At 66.0% G+C, this 15767-nt stretch carries 13 protein-coding genes; 1 reads left to right on the top strand and 12 read right to left on the bottom strand.

Going from position 1 to position 15767, the window contains the following annotated elements; all coding sequences use genetic code 11:
• Positions 1–2: 2 nt before the first annotated feature.
• The 7 genes from pstA to MYA_RS05735 all read right to left on the bottom strand — a co-directional run bounded on the left by pstA (position 3) and on the right by MYA_RS05735 (position 8542).
• Complete coding sequence (gene pstA, locus MYA_RS05765; RefSeq protein WP_011884285.1) at positions 3–896, bottom strand: phosphate ABC transporter permease PstA; 894 nt, start codon at positions 894–896, stop codon at positions 3–5.
• The gene (gene pstC, locus MYA_RS05760) at positions 893–1879 is read right to left on the bottom strand and encodes a phosphate ABC transporter permease PstC (RefSeq protein WP_011884284.1); all 987 of its coding nucleotides are present in this window, start codon (positions 1877–1879) and stop codon (positions 893–895) included. The genes pstA and pstC overlap by 4 nt, the downstream gene beginning before the upstream one ends.
• 95 nt (positions 1880–1974) lie before the next feature.
• On the bottom strand, positions 1975–3009 hold the full coding sequence (pstS, locus tag MYA_RS05755; RefSeq protein ID WP_014722815.1) for a phosphate ABC transporter substrate-binding protein PstS: 1035 nt from the start codon (positions 3007–3009) through the stop codon (positions 1975–1977).
• 446 nt (positions 3010–3455) lie between these two features.
• Positions 3456–4811 carry a phosphoglucosamine mutase gene (gene glmM / locus MYA_RS05750; RefSeq protein WP_011884282.1) on the bottom strand — a complete coding sequence of 452 codons (1356 nt, stop codon included), beginning with the start codon at positions 4809–4811 and terminating at the stop codon, positions 3456–3458.
• Between the two features lie 36 nt (positions 4812–4847).
• A complete protein-coding gene (gene folP, locus MYA_RS05745) occupies positions 4848–5741 on the bottom strand; it encodes a dihydropteroate synthase (RefSeq protein ID WP_014722814.1) in 894 nt (297 codons plus the stop codon).
• Between the two features lie 76 nt (positions 5742–5817).
• Positions 5818–7713: an ATP-dependent zinc metalloprotease FtsH gene (gene ftsH, locus MYA_RS05740; RefSeq protein ID WP_011884280.1), complete on the bottom strand. Its 1896-nt coding sequence runs from the start codon at positions 7711–7713 to the stop codon at positions 5818–5820.
• A gap of 166 nt (positions 7714–7879) precedes the next feature.
• Positions 7880–8542, bottom strand: a complete 663-nt coding sequence (locus MYA_RS05735) for an RlmE family RNA methyltransferase (protein ID WP_011884279.1) — start codon at positions 8540–8542, stop codon at positions 7880–7882.
• A 193-nt stretch (positions 8543–8735) separates the two neighbouring features.
• Between MYA_RS05735 and MYA_RS05730 the strand changes: the two genes are divergently transcribed.
• On the top strand, positions 8736–9260 hold the full coding sequence (locus MYA_RS05730) for a YhbY family RNA-binding protein (protein ID WP_011884278.1): 525 nt from the start codon (positions 8736–8738) through the stop codon (positions 9258–9260).
• Positions 9261–9317: 57 nt separating this feature from the next.
• Here the strand turns inward: MYA_RS05730 and MYA_RS05725 are convergent, their stop codons facing one another.
• From MYA_RS05725 to carA, 5 genes are all read right to left on the bottom strand, one after another.
• Positions 9318–9776: a DUF4149 domain-containing protein gene (locus MYA_RS05725; protein ID WP_011884277.1), complete on the bottom strand. Its 459-nt coding sequence runs from the start codon at positions 9774–9776 to the stop codon at positions 9318–9320.
• Between the two features lie 14 nt (positions 9777–9790).
• The gene (gene greA / locus MYA_RS05720; protein ID WP_011884276.1) at positions 9791–10267 is read right to left on the bottom strand and encodes a transcription elongation factor GreA; all 477 of its coding nucleotides are present in this window, start codon (positions 10265–10267) and stop codon (positions 9791–9793) included.
• Between the two features lie 118 nt (positions 10268–10385).
• On the bottom strand, positions 10386–13640 hold the full coding sequence (carB, locus tag MYA_RS05715) for a carbamoyl-phosphate synthase large subunit (RefSeq protein ID WP_011884275.1): 3255 nt from the start codon (positions 13638–13640) through the stop codon (positions 10386–10388).
• Positions 13641–13689: 49 nt separating this feature from the next.
• Positions 13690–14352, bottom strand: a complete 663-nt coding sequence (leuE, locus tag MYA_RS05710) for a leucine efflux protein LeuE (RefSeq protein ID WP_014722812.1) — start codon at positions 14350–14352, stop codon at positions 13690–13692.
• 46 nt (positions 14353–14398) lie between these two features.
• Entirely contained in the window at positions 14399–15544 is a 1146-nt protein-coding gene (gene carA, locus MYA_RS05705; protein ID WP_011884273.1) for a glutamine-hydrolyzing carbamoyl-phosphate synthase small subunit, read from the bottom strand.
• Positions 15545–15767: the final 223 nt, after the last annotated feature.

The raw sequence follows: 15767 nt of genomic DNA, 5'->3' as shown, positions 1-15767 counted from the left end.
CGTTACTTTTTCGAGAAGATCGAGCGCGCCAGGATGTTGAGTCCGAGCACACCGAGCGTAATCAGGAACACGCCCGCCCACGCGAGCGATTGCCATTCCGCGAACGGGCTCATCGCGAACTTGTAGATCGTGACGGGCAGGTTGGCCATCGGCTGGCTCATGTCCCACGAGAAGAACTGGTTCGACAGGGCGGTGAACAGCAGCGGCGCGGTTTCGCCGGCGATCCGCGCTACCGCGAGCAGCACGCCGGTCACGATCCCGCCCACCGAGGCGCGCAGCGTGATCTTCATCACCATGCGCCACTTCGGCGTGCCGAGCGCGACCGCTGCTTCGCGCAGCGCGTTCGGCACCAGCTTCAGCATGTTCTCGGTCGTGCGGATCACGATCGGAATCTGCAGCAGCGCGAGCGCGATCACGCCGGCCCAGCCCGAGAAGCGCCCGGACTTCGCGACGACGATCGCATACACGAACAGGCCGATCACGATCGACGGCGCCGACAGCAGGATGTCGTTGATGAAGCGGATCGTGCTCGCGAGCAGGTTCTTCTGGCCGTATTCGGCGAGATAGACGCCCGCGAGGATGCCGATCGGCGTGCCGACCAGCGTACCGAAGCCGCACAGCAGCAGGCTGCCGACGATCGCGTTGGCGAGACCGCCGCCGGTCGTGTTCGGCGCCGGCGTCGATTCGGTGAACAGTTGCAGCGACAGGCCACCGATACCGAGGTGCACCGTCGTGTACAGAATCCACACGAGCCACAGCAGGCCGAACGCCATCGCGCCGAGCGACGCGGTCAGCGCGATCGCGTTGATCGCCTTGCGCTTGCGCTGCAGGCGGCTGCGCATCGCTTCGAGCACGGCGCCGTCCGGGCCGGGGAAATTCATGATGGGCTGACTCATTTCTTGCCCTCTCCCTTCTCGAGACGAAGCAGCAGCAGTTTGGAGATGGACAGCACGATGAACGTGATCACGAACAGGATCAGCCCGAGTTCCATCAGCGCGGACGTATGCAGGCCCGGTTGCGCTTCCGCGAATTCGTTCGCGAGCGCGGACGTGATGCTGTTGCCCGGCGCGAACAGCGACACGCTGTCGAGCAGGTTCGTGTTGCCGATCACGAAGGTCACGGCCATCGTTTCGCCGAGCGCGCGGCCGAGGCCGAGCATCACGCCGCCGATCACGCCGGTCTTCGTATAGGGCAGCACGACCTTCCACATCACTTCCCAGGTCGTGCAGCCGATCCCGTAGGCCGATTCCTTCAGCAGCACGGGCGTGACTTCGAACACGTCGCGCATCACCGACGCGATGTACGGGATGATCATGATCGCGAGGATCACGCCGGCCGCGAGGATGCCGATCCCGATCGGCGGGCCGGACGTCAGCGGGCCGAGTACCCACACGTCCTTGAACAGGCGGCCGATCGGCTTCTGGAAGTATTCCGCGAAGATCGGCGCGAATATGAGCAGGCCCCACATCCCGTAGACGATCGACGGGATCGCGGCGAGCAGCTCGATCGCGATGCCGAGCGGGCGGCGCAGCCACACGGGCGACAGCTCGGTGAGGAACAGCGCGATGCCGAAGCTGACCGGCACCGCGATGACGAGGGCGATGATCGACGTCACGATCGTGCCGTAGATGGGCACGAGGGCGCCGAACACATCCGAGTTCGGATCCCACTCGGATTGCCACAAAAAGCCGAAGCCGAACTTCTCGATGGTCGGCAGCGACGCAAAGATCAGGGAAACGATGATCCCGCCCAGCAGCAGCAGGGTCACGATCGCGGCAAGCCATGCGAGGCCGCCGAACAGAACGTCTCCGAGGCGGCCGGGCGCGCGTTGCTGCGCGGCATCGGGGGACCGGAAGGACGTGTAGGAAGTGTCAGACATTGGGTGCCTGTTGTGGATCGCCGGGCGCCGTGACGCCCGGCCTTACCGCACGCACTGCCCGGCCGGCACGGCCGGGCAGCGAACCGCTCTGCTGCTTACTCGGTGGCGACCGGCTTGCCCGCTGCGTCCGTCACCTTGGTCTTCCACTGCTTGCGGATTTCCGCTTCGACTGCCGGCGGCAGCGAGATGTAGTCGAGGCTGTCCGCTGCCTTCTCGCCGTTCTTGAACGCCCAGCTGAAGAACTTCAGCGTTTCGGCGCCCTGCTCCGGCTTGTCCTGCTTCGCGTGCAGCAGCACGAACGTCGCGCCGACGACCGGCCATGCTTCCTTGCCCGGCTGGTTCGTCAGGATCTGGTAGAACGACTTCGACCAGTTCGCGCCGGCTGCAGCGGCCTTGAACGTTTCCGTCTTCGGCTCGACCACCGTGCCCGTCGAGTTCTTCAGGGCCGTGTAGATCATGTTGTTCTTCTTCGCGTACGCCCATTCGACGTAGCCGATCGCGCCCGGCAGGCGCTGCACGAACGCCGCGACGCCGTCGTTACCCTTGCCGCCCGTGCCCGTCGGCCAGTTGACCGTCGTGCCTTCGCCGATCTTCGACTTCCACTCGTCGTTGACCTTCGACAGGTAGTTCGTCCAGATGAAGCTCGTGCCCGAGCCGTCGGCGCGGCGCACGACCGCGATGTCCGTATCCGGCAGCTTGACCTTCGGGTTCAGCGCGGCGATCGCCGGGTCGTTCCACTTCTTGATCTTGCCGAGGTAGATGTCGCCGAGCACCGGGCCCGACAGCGTCAGTTCGCCGGCCTTCACGCCCGGCACGTTGACGACCGGCACCACGCCGCCGACCACCGTCGGGAACTGGAACAGGCCGTCCTTCGCGAGGTCTTCATCCTTCAGCGGAGCGTCCGAGCCGGCAAAATCGACCGTCTTCGCGATGATCTGCTTCAGGCCGCCCGACGAGCCGATACCTTGGTAGTTCACCTTCGCGCCGCCCGACTGCTGGTAGTCGGCAGCCCATTTCGTATAGATCGGCATAGCGAACGTGCTGCCTGCGCCCGTGATGTCGGCAGCGTGCGCAGCAACTGCGAAAAGTGCGCCAGCCAGGCCAGCAATCGCGGTTTGCATCAATTTCATGAGACCTCCAGTGTGTGAGCGGATGACTACGGCACCGCGAAGGTTAGGGGCTCCTCATGACGGTAATGTGACAATGAATGAAACTGGCGTGACAGTAACATGACTGCTTGAAAGGTGATATTCGGTGATGCGCGAGCCCGTGTTCGCGCGCGGCGCGCTGGGAAAAGCGGCAAGAATTGCCCGTTGCGCGGAGTGGCCGCGCCCCGTTTCGGGCAGTGTGCGGCGCAGGGCGCGCCGCTTCCCGCATCGCGCACCGCCCGGTGCGCGCTCGTCTTCCGGTTGGGCGCAGAAGACTTCATCGAGTACGACGGACGCCACCGAGAGCGTCCTCTATTTATTAGCGCAAACCTTTGCGTCTGACGAATTGACGACGCTCACGGTAGCTCGGCCATCGTTCAGCCGGCATGCGCGATCGAATCGTCACGCGTGCCGGCCGCCCGCCTCGCTCAGCTCGTCGCTTCGCGCACGGCGTCCGCGATCGCTTCCGCGTGGCGCGTCGCGTCGGCCGCCTGCTGCGCCTCGACCATCACGCGCAGCACCGGCTCGGTGCCCGAGGCGCGGATCAGCACGCGGCCGTGGCCCGCCAGCGCGCTCTCGGCCGCGTCGATCGCGGCGCGAATCGATGCGCTGCCCTTCCAGTCGGCGCCCGGCTTCATCCGCACGTTGATCAGCTTCTGCGGGAACAGCGTGACGCCGTCGAGCATCTGCGCGAGCGTGCGGCCGCTGCGCTTGAGCGCGGCCAGCACCAGCAGCGCCGACACGATGCCGTCGCCGGTCGAATGACGGTCGAGCGACAGGATGTGGCCGGAGCCTTCGGCGCCGAGCTGCCAGCCGCGCTCGCGCAGCTGTTCGAGCACATAGCGGTCGCCGACCGCCGCCCGCACGAATTCGACGCCTTCGCGCTGCAGCGCGACCTCGACCGCGAGGTTCGTCATCAGCGTGCCGACCGCGCCCTCGACCTTGCCGGCCGTCGCGATGCGGTCCTTCACGAGCACGTAGAGCAGCTCGTCGCCGTTGAACAGCCGGCCGCTCGAATCGACGACCTGCAGGCGGTCCGCATCGCCGTCGAGCGCGATGCCGAGATCGGCATGGTTCGCGCGCACCGCGCGCACCAGCGCGTCGGGCGCCGTCGCGCCGACGCCGTCGTTGATGTTGAAGCCGTTCGGTGCGACGCCGATCGGGATCACGTCCGCGCCGAGTTCGTGGAACACGTGCGGCGCGATCTGGTAGGCGGCGCCGTGCGCGCAGTCGATCACGAGCTTCAGCCCCCGCAGGTCGTAGGCGGCCGGGAACGTGCTCTTGCAGAACTCGATGTAGCGGCCGGCCGCGTCGTCGAGCCGGCGCGCCTTGCCGAGCCGGTCCGACGATGCGCATTCGAGCGGCTTGTCGAGCCACGCTTCGATCTCGGCCTCGGTTTCGTCGGGCAGCTTGTTGCCGTCGGCCGAGAAGAACTTGATGCCGTTGTCCTGATACGGGTTGTGCGAGGCGCTGATCACGACGCCGGCCGACAGCCGCAGCGCGCGCGTCAGATATGCGACACCCGGCGTCGGCATCGGGCCGGCCAGCATCACGTCGACGCCCGCCGCCGAGAAGCCGGCCTCGAGCGCCGCCTCGAGCATGTAGCCCGACACGCGCGTGTCCTTGCCGATCAGCACCGTCGGTCGCGCGCCCGTCGCGCCGTCCGCGGCGCCGGCCAGCACCTTGCCCGCGGCATAGCCGAGACGCAACACGAAATCGGGCGTGATCGGCGTATCGCCGACCGTCCCGCGAATGCCGTCCGTGCCGAAATATCGACGTCCCATGCGAACCTTCCTCCTTCGTCTTTCCTGAACTCTGACTTATCGTTGCCGCGCGGCTTCGCGCACGGCGTTCCAAACTTTCAATGCATCGACCGTCGCGGCCACGTCGTGCACGCGCACGATCGCGGCGCCGCGTGCGACCGCGCACACGGCCGCCGCCACGCTCGCCGCGACGCGCTCGAGCGGCGGCTTGCCGCCGATCACCGCGCCGAGCATCGACTTGCGCGACATGCCCGCGAGGATCGGATAGGCGCGCCCGTCGGGCCGCAGCGGCGCCGTGTCGGGCAACGCGGCCAGCAGCGCGTAGTTGTCGTCGATCACCGCCTTGCCGAAGCCGAAGCCCGGGTCGACGCAGATCCGCTGCGGCGCGATGCCCGCATCGCGCAGCGCCTGCGCGCGCGCGGCGAGAAAGTCGTGCACGTCGACGACGACGTCGTCGTAGTCCGGCTCGCCCACCTGCATGGTCTGCGGCTCGCCGAGCATGTGCATCGCGCACAACCCGCAATTGCCGTCGCGCACCGCATCGATCGCGCCCGGCTGTCGGAACCCCCAGATGTCGTTGATCAGGTCGGCGCCGGCCGCGAGCGCCGCGCGCATCACCGCCGGTTTGTACGTGTCGATCGACAGCGGCACGTCGAGCGGGCGCAACGCTTCGACGAGCGGGATCACGCGCGCGAGCTCCTCGTCGAGCGGCACGGGCGGCGCGCCGGGGCGCGTCGATTCGCCGCCGATGTCGATCAGATCGACGCCGTCGGCAACCATCCGCTCGGCCTGGCGCAACGCATCGTCGCGCGCGAGGAAGCGGCCGCCGTCGGAAAACGAATCGGGTGTGGCGTTGAGGATGCCCATCACGAGCGGGCGCTCGAAGGTGAGCGAGAAGCGGCCGCACTGGAGCGGCGCGGGAGCGGATACGCTGACTGCGGATTCGGACACGGGAGCGATGCGTTGATGAATGCAAAACGGGCCGGTGTGAAGCCACACCAGCCCGTGAACGGAGCTACTACGAAGGTCAGGCCGGGGAAGCCGGCGCCGGCGCGTTGCCGGTCTTCACCTCGGCGGTCGTGCCGCCGCCCGACGAGTCGCCGCCGACCGCCGGCGAGCTCTTCGGCGAGCGCGGCGGGCGCCCTTCCATGATGTCGTTGATCTGATCGGCGTCGATCGTTTCCCACTCCATCAGCGCGGCCGTCATTGCCTCGACCTTGTCGCGGTTCTCTTCGAGCAGGCGCCGCGCGAGGTTGTACTGCTCGTCGAGCACGCGGCGGATTTCGCCGTCGACCTTCTGTTGCGTCGCTTCCGAGATCGTGCGCGTGAAGCCGCGCCCGAACGGGCCATTGTCGCTCTCGTCGTCGACGTAGACCATCGGCCCGAGCGCATCGGTCATCCCGAACCGGGCGACCATCGCGCGCGCCGTCTGCGTCGCCTTGTTGAAGTCGTCCGACGCGCCGGTGCTGATCAGGTTCAGGAACAGCTCCTCGGCCACGCGGCCACCGAACAGGATCGCCAGACGGTCGAGCAGATAATCCTTCGAGTACGTTTCGTTGTCATGCTCCGGCAGCTGCCACGTGACGCCCAGCGCGCGACCGCGCGGGATGATCGTGACCTTGTGCACCGGGTCGGCCTTCGGCAGCAGCTTGGCGATGACCGCATGGCCCGACTCGTGATAAGCCGTCGCCCGCTTCGCTTCCTCGCGAATGACGGCCGACTTGCGCTCCGGACCCATGAAGATCTTGTCCTTCGCGTCCTCGAAATCCTGCATTTCGACGATCCGCTTGCCGCGGCGTGCGGCGAACAGCGCCGCTTCGTTGACGAGGTTCGCGAGGTCGGCGCCCGAGAAGCCCGGCGTGCCGCGTGCGATGACGGCTGCGTCGACGTCGTTGGCGATCGGCACCTTGCGCAGGTGCACGCGCATGATCTGCTCGCGACCGCGGATGTCCGGCAGCCCGACATAGACCTGACGGTCGAAACGGCCCGGGCGCAGCAGCGCCTTGTCGAGCACGTCGGAGCGGTTCGTCGCGGCGATCACGATCACGCCCGAGTTCGCCTCGAAGCCGTCCATCTCGACCAGCATCTGGTTCAACGTCTGCTCGCGTTCGTCGTTGCCGCCGCCCATGCCGGCGCCGCGATGGCGACCGACCGCGTCGATTTCGTCGATGAACACGATGCACGGTGCGTGCTTCTTCGCCTGCTCGAACATGTCGCGCACGCGGGCCGCGCCCACGCCGACGAACATTTCGACGAAGTCGGAACCCGAGATGCTGAAGAACGGCACCTTCGCTTCACCGGCGATCGCGCGAGCGAGCAGCGTCTTGCCGGTACCCGGAGGGCCGACCAGCAGCACGCCGCGCGGAATGCGGCCGCCCAGCTTCTGGAATTTCTGCGGGTCGCGCAGGAAGTCGACGAGCTCGGACACCTCTTCCTTCGCTTCGTCGCAGCCTGCGACGTCGGAGAAGTTGACCGCGTTGTTGTTCTCGTCGATCAGCCGCGCGCGCGATTTCCCGAACGAGAATGCGCCGCCTTTGCCGCCTCCCTGCATCTGTCTCATCATGTAGAACCAGAACACGATGATGAGGATCGTCGGCCCGAGGTAATACAGCGCGGACATCAGCGCATTGGGCTCGTCGTCGGCCTTGCCGCTGACCTGCACGCCGTACTTCATCAGATCGCCGACCATCCAGATGTCGCCGGGCGACACGATCTGGTATTTCTGGCCATCAGCCGGAGTGACGGTGAGGTTGCGCCCCTGCACGACGACGTTCTTGACCTTGCCGTTCTTGGCGTCGTCCATGAACTGCGAATAGGACACACCTTCCTGGACGCGGGGCTTGTCGAACTGCTTGAACACTGTAAACAGCACCAGTGCAATCACCAGCCACACTGCTGCCTTCGAAAACATATTGTTGTTCAAAGCACCACTCCTTCACTCGTAGACGAGCGCCTACATTTTCCTTGCGGCGCTCCTCGGTCATTCTAATCCAGTCCGACCACCCCTGCCATAAGCATTGACAAACGCCACGATAGCGCTGCGCTTGTCTGGCAAGGGCCGGAGCCCGTTTGCGGCATCCCGCTCCGCGTCACCGCGGATGCTTGAGCTGCCGACCCAAAATGAACGTTTCGGACGATTTGTCGCGAGACGCCTTGGGTTTGCGTGGTGCGACGACCTTAAACTGCTGTTTGAACTTTTCGACGATCTGGCTGTAGCCGCTGCCGTGGAAACACTTCACGAGCAGCGCGCCCTCCGGCTTCAGGTGATTCTGCGCGAACTCGAGCGCCAGATCGCAGATGTGCTCGATGCGCGCGGCGTCTGCCGACGCCACTCCGGACAGGTTGGGGGCCATGTCGGAAATAACAAGATCCACCGGCCGACCTTCGAGCACGCCTTCGAGCTGATGCAGCACGTCGTCCTCGCGGAAGTCGCCCTGCAGGAAGTGCACGTCGGCGATGGGCTCCATCGGCAGGAGGTCGAGCGCGATGATCGTGCCGTCGATGCCGCCTTCGCGCTGCGCGTCGCGCTGCTTGCCCTGCGCGAGCTTGTTGCGCGCGTACTGGCTCCAGCTGCCGGGCGCGGCGCCGAGATCGACGATCACCTGACCCGGACGGATCAGCTTGTCCTGCTCGTCGATTTCCTTGAGCTTGTACGCCGCGCGCGCGCGATAGCCCTCCCGCTGCGCCATTTTGACGTACGGGTCGTTGATGTGATCGTGCAGCCAGTGCTGGTTAAAGCGGTTTTTTGCCATTCGAGAGAGTGATTGCTGCTATTTGCTTCGTGAAGCCGGGCTTTTGGCGGATAATACGCGTCTTATTCGCGCGGCTGCGGCCCCTTTCGGGGCCCAAGCCGCGATTTTACGTGGTTTCGGCGTGCGGCTGACGCGGTAACTTACCGCGTTCGCATCTGATGCAGCGCGCCCTTATTTAGATTTCGACATTTCCATGCCCGCCCTTTCGCTTTCCCCCGCCGAGCGCTCCGCGCTGCGCTCCCAGGCCCATGCGCTCAAGCCCGTCGTGCTGATCGGCGCCGAGGGGCTCACCGACGCCGTGCTGAAGGAAATCAAGGTCCACCTTGCCGCCCACCAGCTGATCAAGATCCGCGTGTTCGGCGACGAGCGCGACGAGCGCGTCGCGATTTACGACGAGATCTGCGATCGCCTGAACGCGGCGCCGATCCAGCACATCGGCAAGCTGCTGGTGATCTGGAAGCCCGAGGCGCCCGTGGCCGCTCCGTCCCGCCGCCGCGCCGGCGCGCTGCCGAGCGCAGCCGAAGCCGCCGAGGATCGCAAAGGCCGTGCGCCGCGCACCGTGAAGGTCGTCAAGGTGTCGCCGAACGCGAGCCCCGTGCGTCGCCCGAAGCCGGTCAAGGTCCTCGTGCGCGGCAACGAGCGCGTGACCGCGGGCGGCACCGTGAAGCGTGCGAAAAAGCGTCAGGCCAGCACGAAGCGGCCGCACCAGGGCAAGTAACACCGGCGCGCGGCACGGGGTGTCCCGTGTCGTGCCGGCCGTTTGGTCATTGGTCGCTTACGCGTCCCGCGCCGGCAAACGCCAGATCAGCATCAGCCCCAGCACGCTCTCGACCAGATAGAACAGGCTCGAGACGCCGTGCAGCATCCCGAAGCGGCTCGCGTACGGCGAGTTCGCGATATCGGTGCCCGCATCCATCGCGGCCACCCGCAGCGCATTCATGAACGGCTGCAGCGCAAAATAGCCGATCAGCACGCACGCGATCATCGCGGCGACGATCCAGCGCACGCGCCGATAATCGCCGCTGCCGCGCCGCACCTGCTGGTTCGACAGCGCGAGCAGCAACACGCCGCACACGACACCGAGAATCGCCTCGATACGAAACAGCTGGGCGGCGACCGAACCGGCCGTCATCCGCTCCAGCGTCCTGAACAGCACGGGTGCGACCGCATACCCGATCGTCAGCAGGCTGCCGACCCATACGGCCGACAGCAAACGGAACACGCGATGCGGCATCACGTTGCCCCGCTTCAGATGTAACTGACCGAGATGATCTCGTATTCGCGCACGCCGCCCGGCGCCTGCACGGCCGCGACGTCGCCTTCGCTCTTGCCGATCAGCGCACGTGCGATCGGCGAGCTGACCGAAATCAGGCCGTGATCGATGTCGGCTTCGTCGTCGCCGACGATCTGGTACTTGACGGTGTCGCCCGACTCGAGATCCTCGAGTTCGACGGTCGACGCGAACACCACGCGGCCTTCGGCGTCGAGCACGGTGGGATCGATGACCTGCGCGGCGGACAGCTTCGATTCGATTTCCGCGATGCGGCCCTCGATGAAGCCCTGCTTTTCCTTCGCGGCGTCGTATTCGGCGTTTTCGGACAGATCGCCCTGTGCGCGGGCCTCGGCGATCGCGTTGATCACGGCCGGCCGCTCGACGGACTTGAGGCGCTGCAATTCATCGCGCAGTTGCTCTGCGCCACGCTTTGTCAACGGAATGGTGCTCATAAACGGGTCAATCGCTAAAAACGGCTATAAAAAAAATCACCGCGATTAAGCGCGTTTCCGGCGAACCGGAAACACCGCTTAACCGCGGCACGTGTTGCTTCGACAGGTAACTGAACGCTTAGTTTAGGCGAGCGTGAAGACCTTGTAAATCATAGACTTCCAGATCCTTCAGGTAGCGCAGGCCTTCCACCGCCGCGCGCGCGCCCGACATCGTCGTGTAGTACGTGACCTTGTGCGCCTGCGCGCTCATGCGGATCGAGCGCGAATCGGCGATCGCCTGACGCGTCTCGTCGACCGTCGTGAAGACGAGCGCGATCTCGCCGTTCTTGATCATGTCGACGATGTGCGGACGACCGTCCTTCACCTTGTTCACGACCTTCACCGGCACGCCGGCCGCTTCGATCGCGGCGGCAGTGCCCTTGGTCGCGACGATCGGGTAGCCGAGGTCGTGCAGCATGCGCGCGACTTCGACGGCCTTCGGCTTGTCCGCATCCATCACGGTCAGCAGCACGGTGCCCGACTCCGGCAGGCGCGAGCCGGCCGCGAGCTGCGACTTGAACAGCGCCTCGCCGAACGTGCGGCCGACGCCCATCACTTCACCGGTCGAACGCATTTCCGGCCCGAGGACCGGGTCGACGGTCGGGAACTTGACGAACGGGAACACCGCTTCCTTCACGCTGAAGTACGGCGGCTCGACTTCCTTCGTCACGCCCTGCTGCGCGAGCTTCTGGCCGACCATCGCGCGCGCCGCGATCTTCGCGAGCGGCAGGCTGGTCGCCTTCGACACGTACGGCACCGTGCGCGACGCGCGCGGGTTCACTTCGAGCACGTAGATGACGTCCTGCTTCGAACCGTCCGCCTGCGGCACCTGCTGGATCGCGAACTGCACGTTCATCAGGCCGACCACGTTCAGCGCCTTGGCCATCGCGCCGGTCTGGCGCTTCAGCTCGGCCACGGTTTCCTTCGACAGCGAGTACGGCGGCAGCGAGCATGCCGAGTCGCCCGAGTGGACGCCCGCCTGCTCGATGTGCTCCATCACGCCGCCGATGAACACCGCTTCGCCGTCGCAGATGCAGTCGACGTCGCATTCGATCGCGTCGTTCAGGAAGCGGTCGAGCAGCACCGGCGAATCGTTCGACACCTTCACGGCCTCGCGCATGTAGCGCTCGAGGTCGCGCGGCTCGTGGACGATTTCCATCGCGCGGCCGCCGAGCACGTACGACGGGCGCACGACCAGCGGATAGCCGATTTCGGCCGCCAGCGCGAGCGCCTCTTCTTCTGCGCGGGCCGTGCGGTTCGGCGGCTGGCGCAGGCCGAGGTCCTGCAGCAGCTTCTGGAAGCGCTCGCGGTCTTCGGCCGCGTCGATCATGTCCGGCGACGTGCCGACGATCGGCACGCCGTGCGCCTCGAGGTCGAGCGCGAGCTTCAGCGGCGTCTGGCCGCCGTACTGCACGATCACGCCGACCGGCTTTTCCTTGTCGACGATCTCGAGCACGTCTTCGAGCGTCAGCGGCTCGAAGTACAGGCGGTCGGACGTGTCGTAGTCGGTCGACACCGTTTCCGGGTTGCAGTTGACCATGATCGTTTCGTAACCGTCCTCGCGCATCGCGAGCGCCGCGTGCACGCAGCAGTAGTCGAACTCGATGCCCTGGCCGATCCGGTTCGGGCCGCCGCCCAGCACCATGATCTTCTTGTTGGTGGTCGGCTGCGCCTCGCACTCTTCCTCGTAGGTCGAGTACATGTAGGCCGTCTTGGTCGCGAACTCGGCCGCGCAGGTGTCGACGCGCTTGTAGACCGGGCGCACGTTCAGCTCCACGCGGCGGCGGCGCACGTCTTCCGGCGTCGCGCCGAGCAGCTTCGCGAGGCGCCGGTCCGAGAAGCCGCTCTGCTTCAGGAAGCGCAGCTCGTCGAACGTCAGCGACGCGAGCGTGCGGCCCGACAGCGCCTTCTCCTTCAGGATGATCTGCTCGATCTGCGCGAGGAACCACGGATCGATCGACGTTTCAGCGAAGATCTCTTCGGCCGTCATGCCGATGCGGAACGCGTCGCCGACGTACCAGATCCGGTCCGGGCCCGGCTCGTGGATCTGGATTGCGATCTCGTCGCGGTCGGTCGACTTCTCGTCGAGCCCGTCGACGCCGACTTCGAGGCCGCGCAGCGCCTTCTGGAACGACTCCTGGAAGGTGCGGCCGATCGCCATCACTTCGCCGACCGACTTCATCTGCGTGGTCAGGCGCGAATCGGCCTCACGGAACTTCTCGAACGCGAAACGCGGGATCTTCGTGACGACGTAGTCGATCGTCGGCTCGAACGACGCCGGCGTCTGGCCGCCGGTGATTTCGTTCTTCAGCTCGTCGAGCGTGTAGCCGACCGCCAGCTTCGCCGCGACCTTCGCGATCGGGAAGCCGGTCGCCTTCGACGCGAGCGCCGACGAACGCGACACGCGCGGGTTCATCTCGATGACGACCATGCGGCCGTCCTTCGGGTTGATCGAGAACTGCACGTTCGAGCCGCCCGTATCGACGCCGATCTCGCGCAGCACCGCGAGCGATGCGTTACGCAGGATCTGGTATTCCTTGTCGGTCAGCGTCTGCGCCGGCGCGACCGTGATCGAGTCGCCGGTATGCACGCCCATCGGGTCGAGGTTTTCGATCGAGCACACGATGATGCAGTTGTCGGCGCGGTCGCGCACGACTTCCATCTCGTATTCCTTCCAGCCGAGCAGCGACTCTTCGATCAGCAGCTCGCGCGTCGGCGACAGGTCGAGGCCGCGCTTGCAGATTTCCTCGAATTCCTCGCGGTTGTACGCGATGCCGCCGCCGGAGCCGCCGAGCGTGAACGACGGACGGATCACGACCGGGTAGCCGCTGCCGCCCGTCTCCGCCATGATCTCGGCGTGCACCTTCGTCGCTTCTTCCATCGAGTGCGCGATGCCCGACTTCGCGGAGCCGAGCCCGATCTTGGTCATCGCTTCCTTGAACTTCTGGCGGTCTTCGGCCTTGTCGATCGCCTCCGGCGACGCGCCGATCAGCTCGACGCCGAACTTCTCGAGCACGCCGTGGTGATGCAGGTCCAGCGCGCAGTTCAGCGCGGTCTGGCCGCCCATCGTCGGCAGGATCGCGTCGGGGCGCTCCTTCTCGATGATGCGGGCGACGACTTCCCACGTGATCGGCTCGATGTACGTGACGTCGGCCGTGTTCGGGTCGGTCATGATCGTCGCCGGGTTGCTGTTGACGAGAACGACCTTGTAGCCCTCCTCGCGCAGCGCCTTGCATGCCTGTGCGCCCGAGTAGTCGAACTCGCACGCCTGGCCGATGATGATCGGGCCGGCGCCGATGATGAGGATGCTTTTGATGTCTGTGCGTTTTGGCATGGCTTGTGAATTCAGTAAGTAATCTTTGTCGTGGGTCGGCGGGCCGCGCTCAGCTCATGGTGGCAAGCGCGAGCTTGACCGAGAAACCGATGAACAGGCCGCCCACGCTGCTCGCCGCGCCGGCCGCGAGCTTGCGGCGACGACGGAAATGCTCGGCGAGCCGTGCGCCCGCGAAGATCAGCGTGCTCAGGTACAGGAAGCTCGCGCTTTGCGCGATCGCCCCGAGCACGACGAACGACAGCGCGGGATGCGGGAATGCCGGGTCGACGAACTGGATGAAGAACGAGATGAAGAACAGGATCGCCTTCGGGTTCAGCAGGCTCACGACCAGCGCCTTGCGAAACGGCGTGTCGAACGAGCGCTCGCCGGCGGGCGGCTGCGGCGCGTCGGCCGCGCCCGCACGCAGCTTGCGCCACGCGCTGCGCAGCATCCCGGCGCCGATGTACAGCAGATACGCGGCGCCGCCGTACTTGACGACCGAGAACAGCAGCGGGTTCGCCTTCAGCAGCGACGCGACGCCGGCGGCCGACAGCACCATCAGCACCGTGTCGCCGACGAACACGCCGCAGGCCGCGCGATAGCCGGCCTTCACGCCGCGCTGCGCGGCGAGCGACAGCACGTACATCGAGTTCGGCCCCGGCAGCAGGATGATGAACACCACGCCGAACACGTAGGTCCAGATATCGGTGATGCCGAGTGCGTGGCCGAACATGATGCGACTCTCCCGTTCTTCGTTTGCTTCGGTTGCTTCTATCGCGTCAGGCGCTGCGCTGCTTCGCCGCGTCCATCAGTGCGGTGAAACGGTCGAACAGGTACGCGATGTCGTGCGGGCCGGGCGACGCTTCCGGGTGGCCCTGGAAGCAGAACGCCGGCTTGTCGGTCAGCTCGAAGCCCTGCAGCGTGCCGTCGAACAGCGACACGTGGGTCACGCGCGCGTTCGCGGGCAGCGAATCCGCATCGACCGCGAAGCCGTGGTTCTGCGACGTGATCACCACGCGACCGTCGCCGAGATCCTTCACCGGGTGGTTCGCGCCGTGGTGGCCCGTCTTCATCTTCAGCGTCTTCGCGCCGACCGCGAGGCCCATGATCTGATGGCCGAGGCAGATGCCGAAGGTCGGCACGCCGCGCTCGATGAATTCCCTGGCCGCCGCGATCGCGTAGTCGCACGGCTCCGGATCGCCGGGGCCGTTCGACAGGAAGATGCCGTCCGGATTCAGCGCGAGTGCGTCGGCGGCGCTCGCCTGGGCCGGCAGCACCGTCACGTGGCAGCCGCGCTCGGCGAGCATGCGCAGGATGTTGTACTTGACGCCGAAGTCATAGGCGACCACGCGGTACTTCGGCGCCTGCTGCATGCCGTAGCCGCTGCCGAGACGCCATTCGGTCTGCTTCCATTCGAACGGCTTGGCGGTCGACACGACCTTCGCGAGGTCCATGCCGGCCAGGCCGGGGAACGAGCGCGCGAGTTCGACGGCCTTTGCTTCGTCGTCCGAGCCGGCGAGGATGCAGCCGTTCTGCGCGCCCTTGTCGCGCAGGATGCGCGTCAGCTTGCGCGTATCGATGCCAGCGATCGCGACGACGCCTTCGTCGCGCAGGTAATCGCCGAGCGTGCGCTCCTTGCGGAAGTTCGAGGCGAGCGTCGGCAGATCGCGGATGATCAGCCCGGCGGCATGGACTTTCGTGGCTTCGACGTCTTCGGCGTTGACGCCGACGTTGCCGATATGCGGGTAGGTAAGCGTGACGATCTGGCGCGCGTAACTCGGATCAGTCAGGATTTCCTGATAGCCGGTAATCGCGGTGTTGAACACGACTTCACCGATCGTATGGCCTTCGGCCCCGATCGAATAACCACGAAAGACCGTGCCGTCGGCGAGTGCAAGCAAGGCGGGGGAAAAAGACGGCAACACGGGAGGCTCCTTGGGGAACACCCTGCTGCCGACCTGTCTACCCGGCCGCGCGAGCGCCGCGCTGCGTGGACGCGCGTCGGTCGCTGGCTTGACGCCCCTGGGTGGTCGACACGCGAAGCCGGCGCAGCGCGCACGGGGCTTCGCGGCATCGCCCGACAGGCGGCGTGCGGCGGATGAACGGGGTGAATGAGGTAGGCGCTAGGGTGCGAGGTTGATCAGCACA

Source organism: Burkholderia sp. KJ006, from assembly GCF_000262695.1.
GTDB lineage: Bacteria > Pseudomonadota > Gammaproteobacteria > Burkholderiales > Burkholderiaceae > Burkholderia > Burkholderia vietnamiensis.
This window is presented reverse-complemented; position numbering and strand designations above follow the sequence as displayed.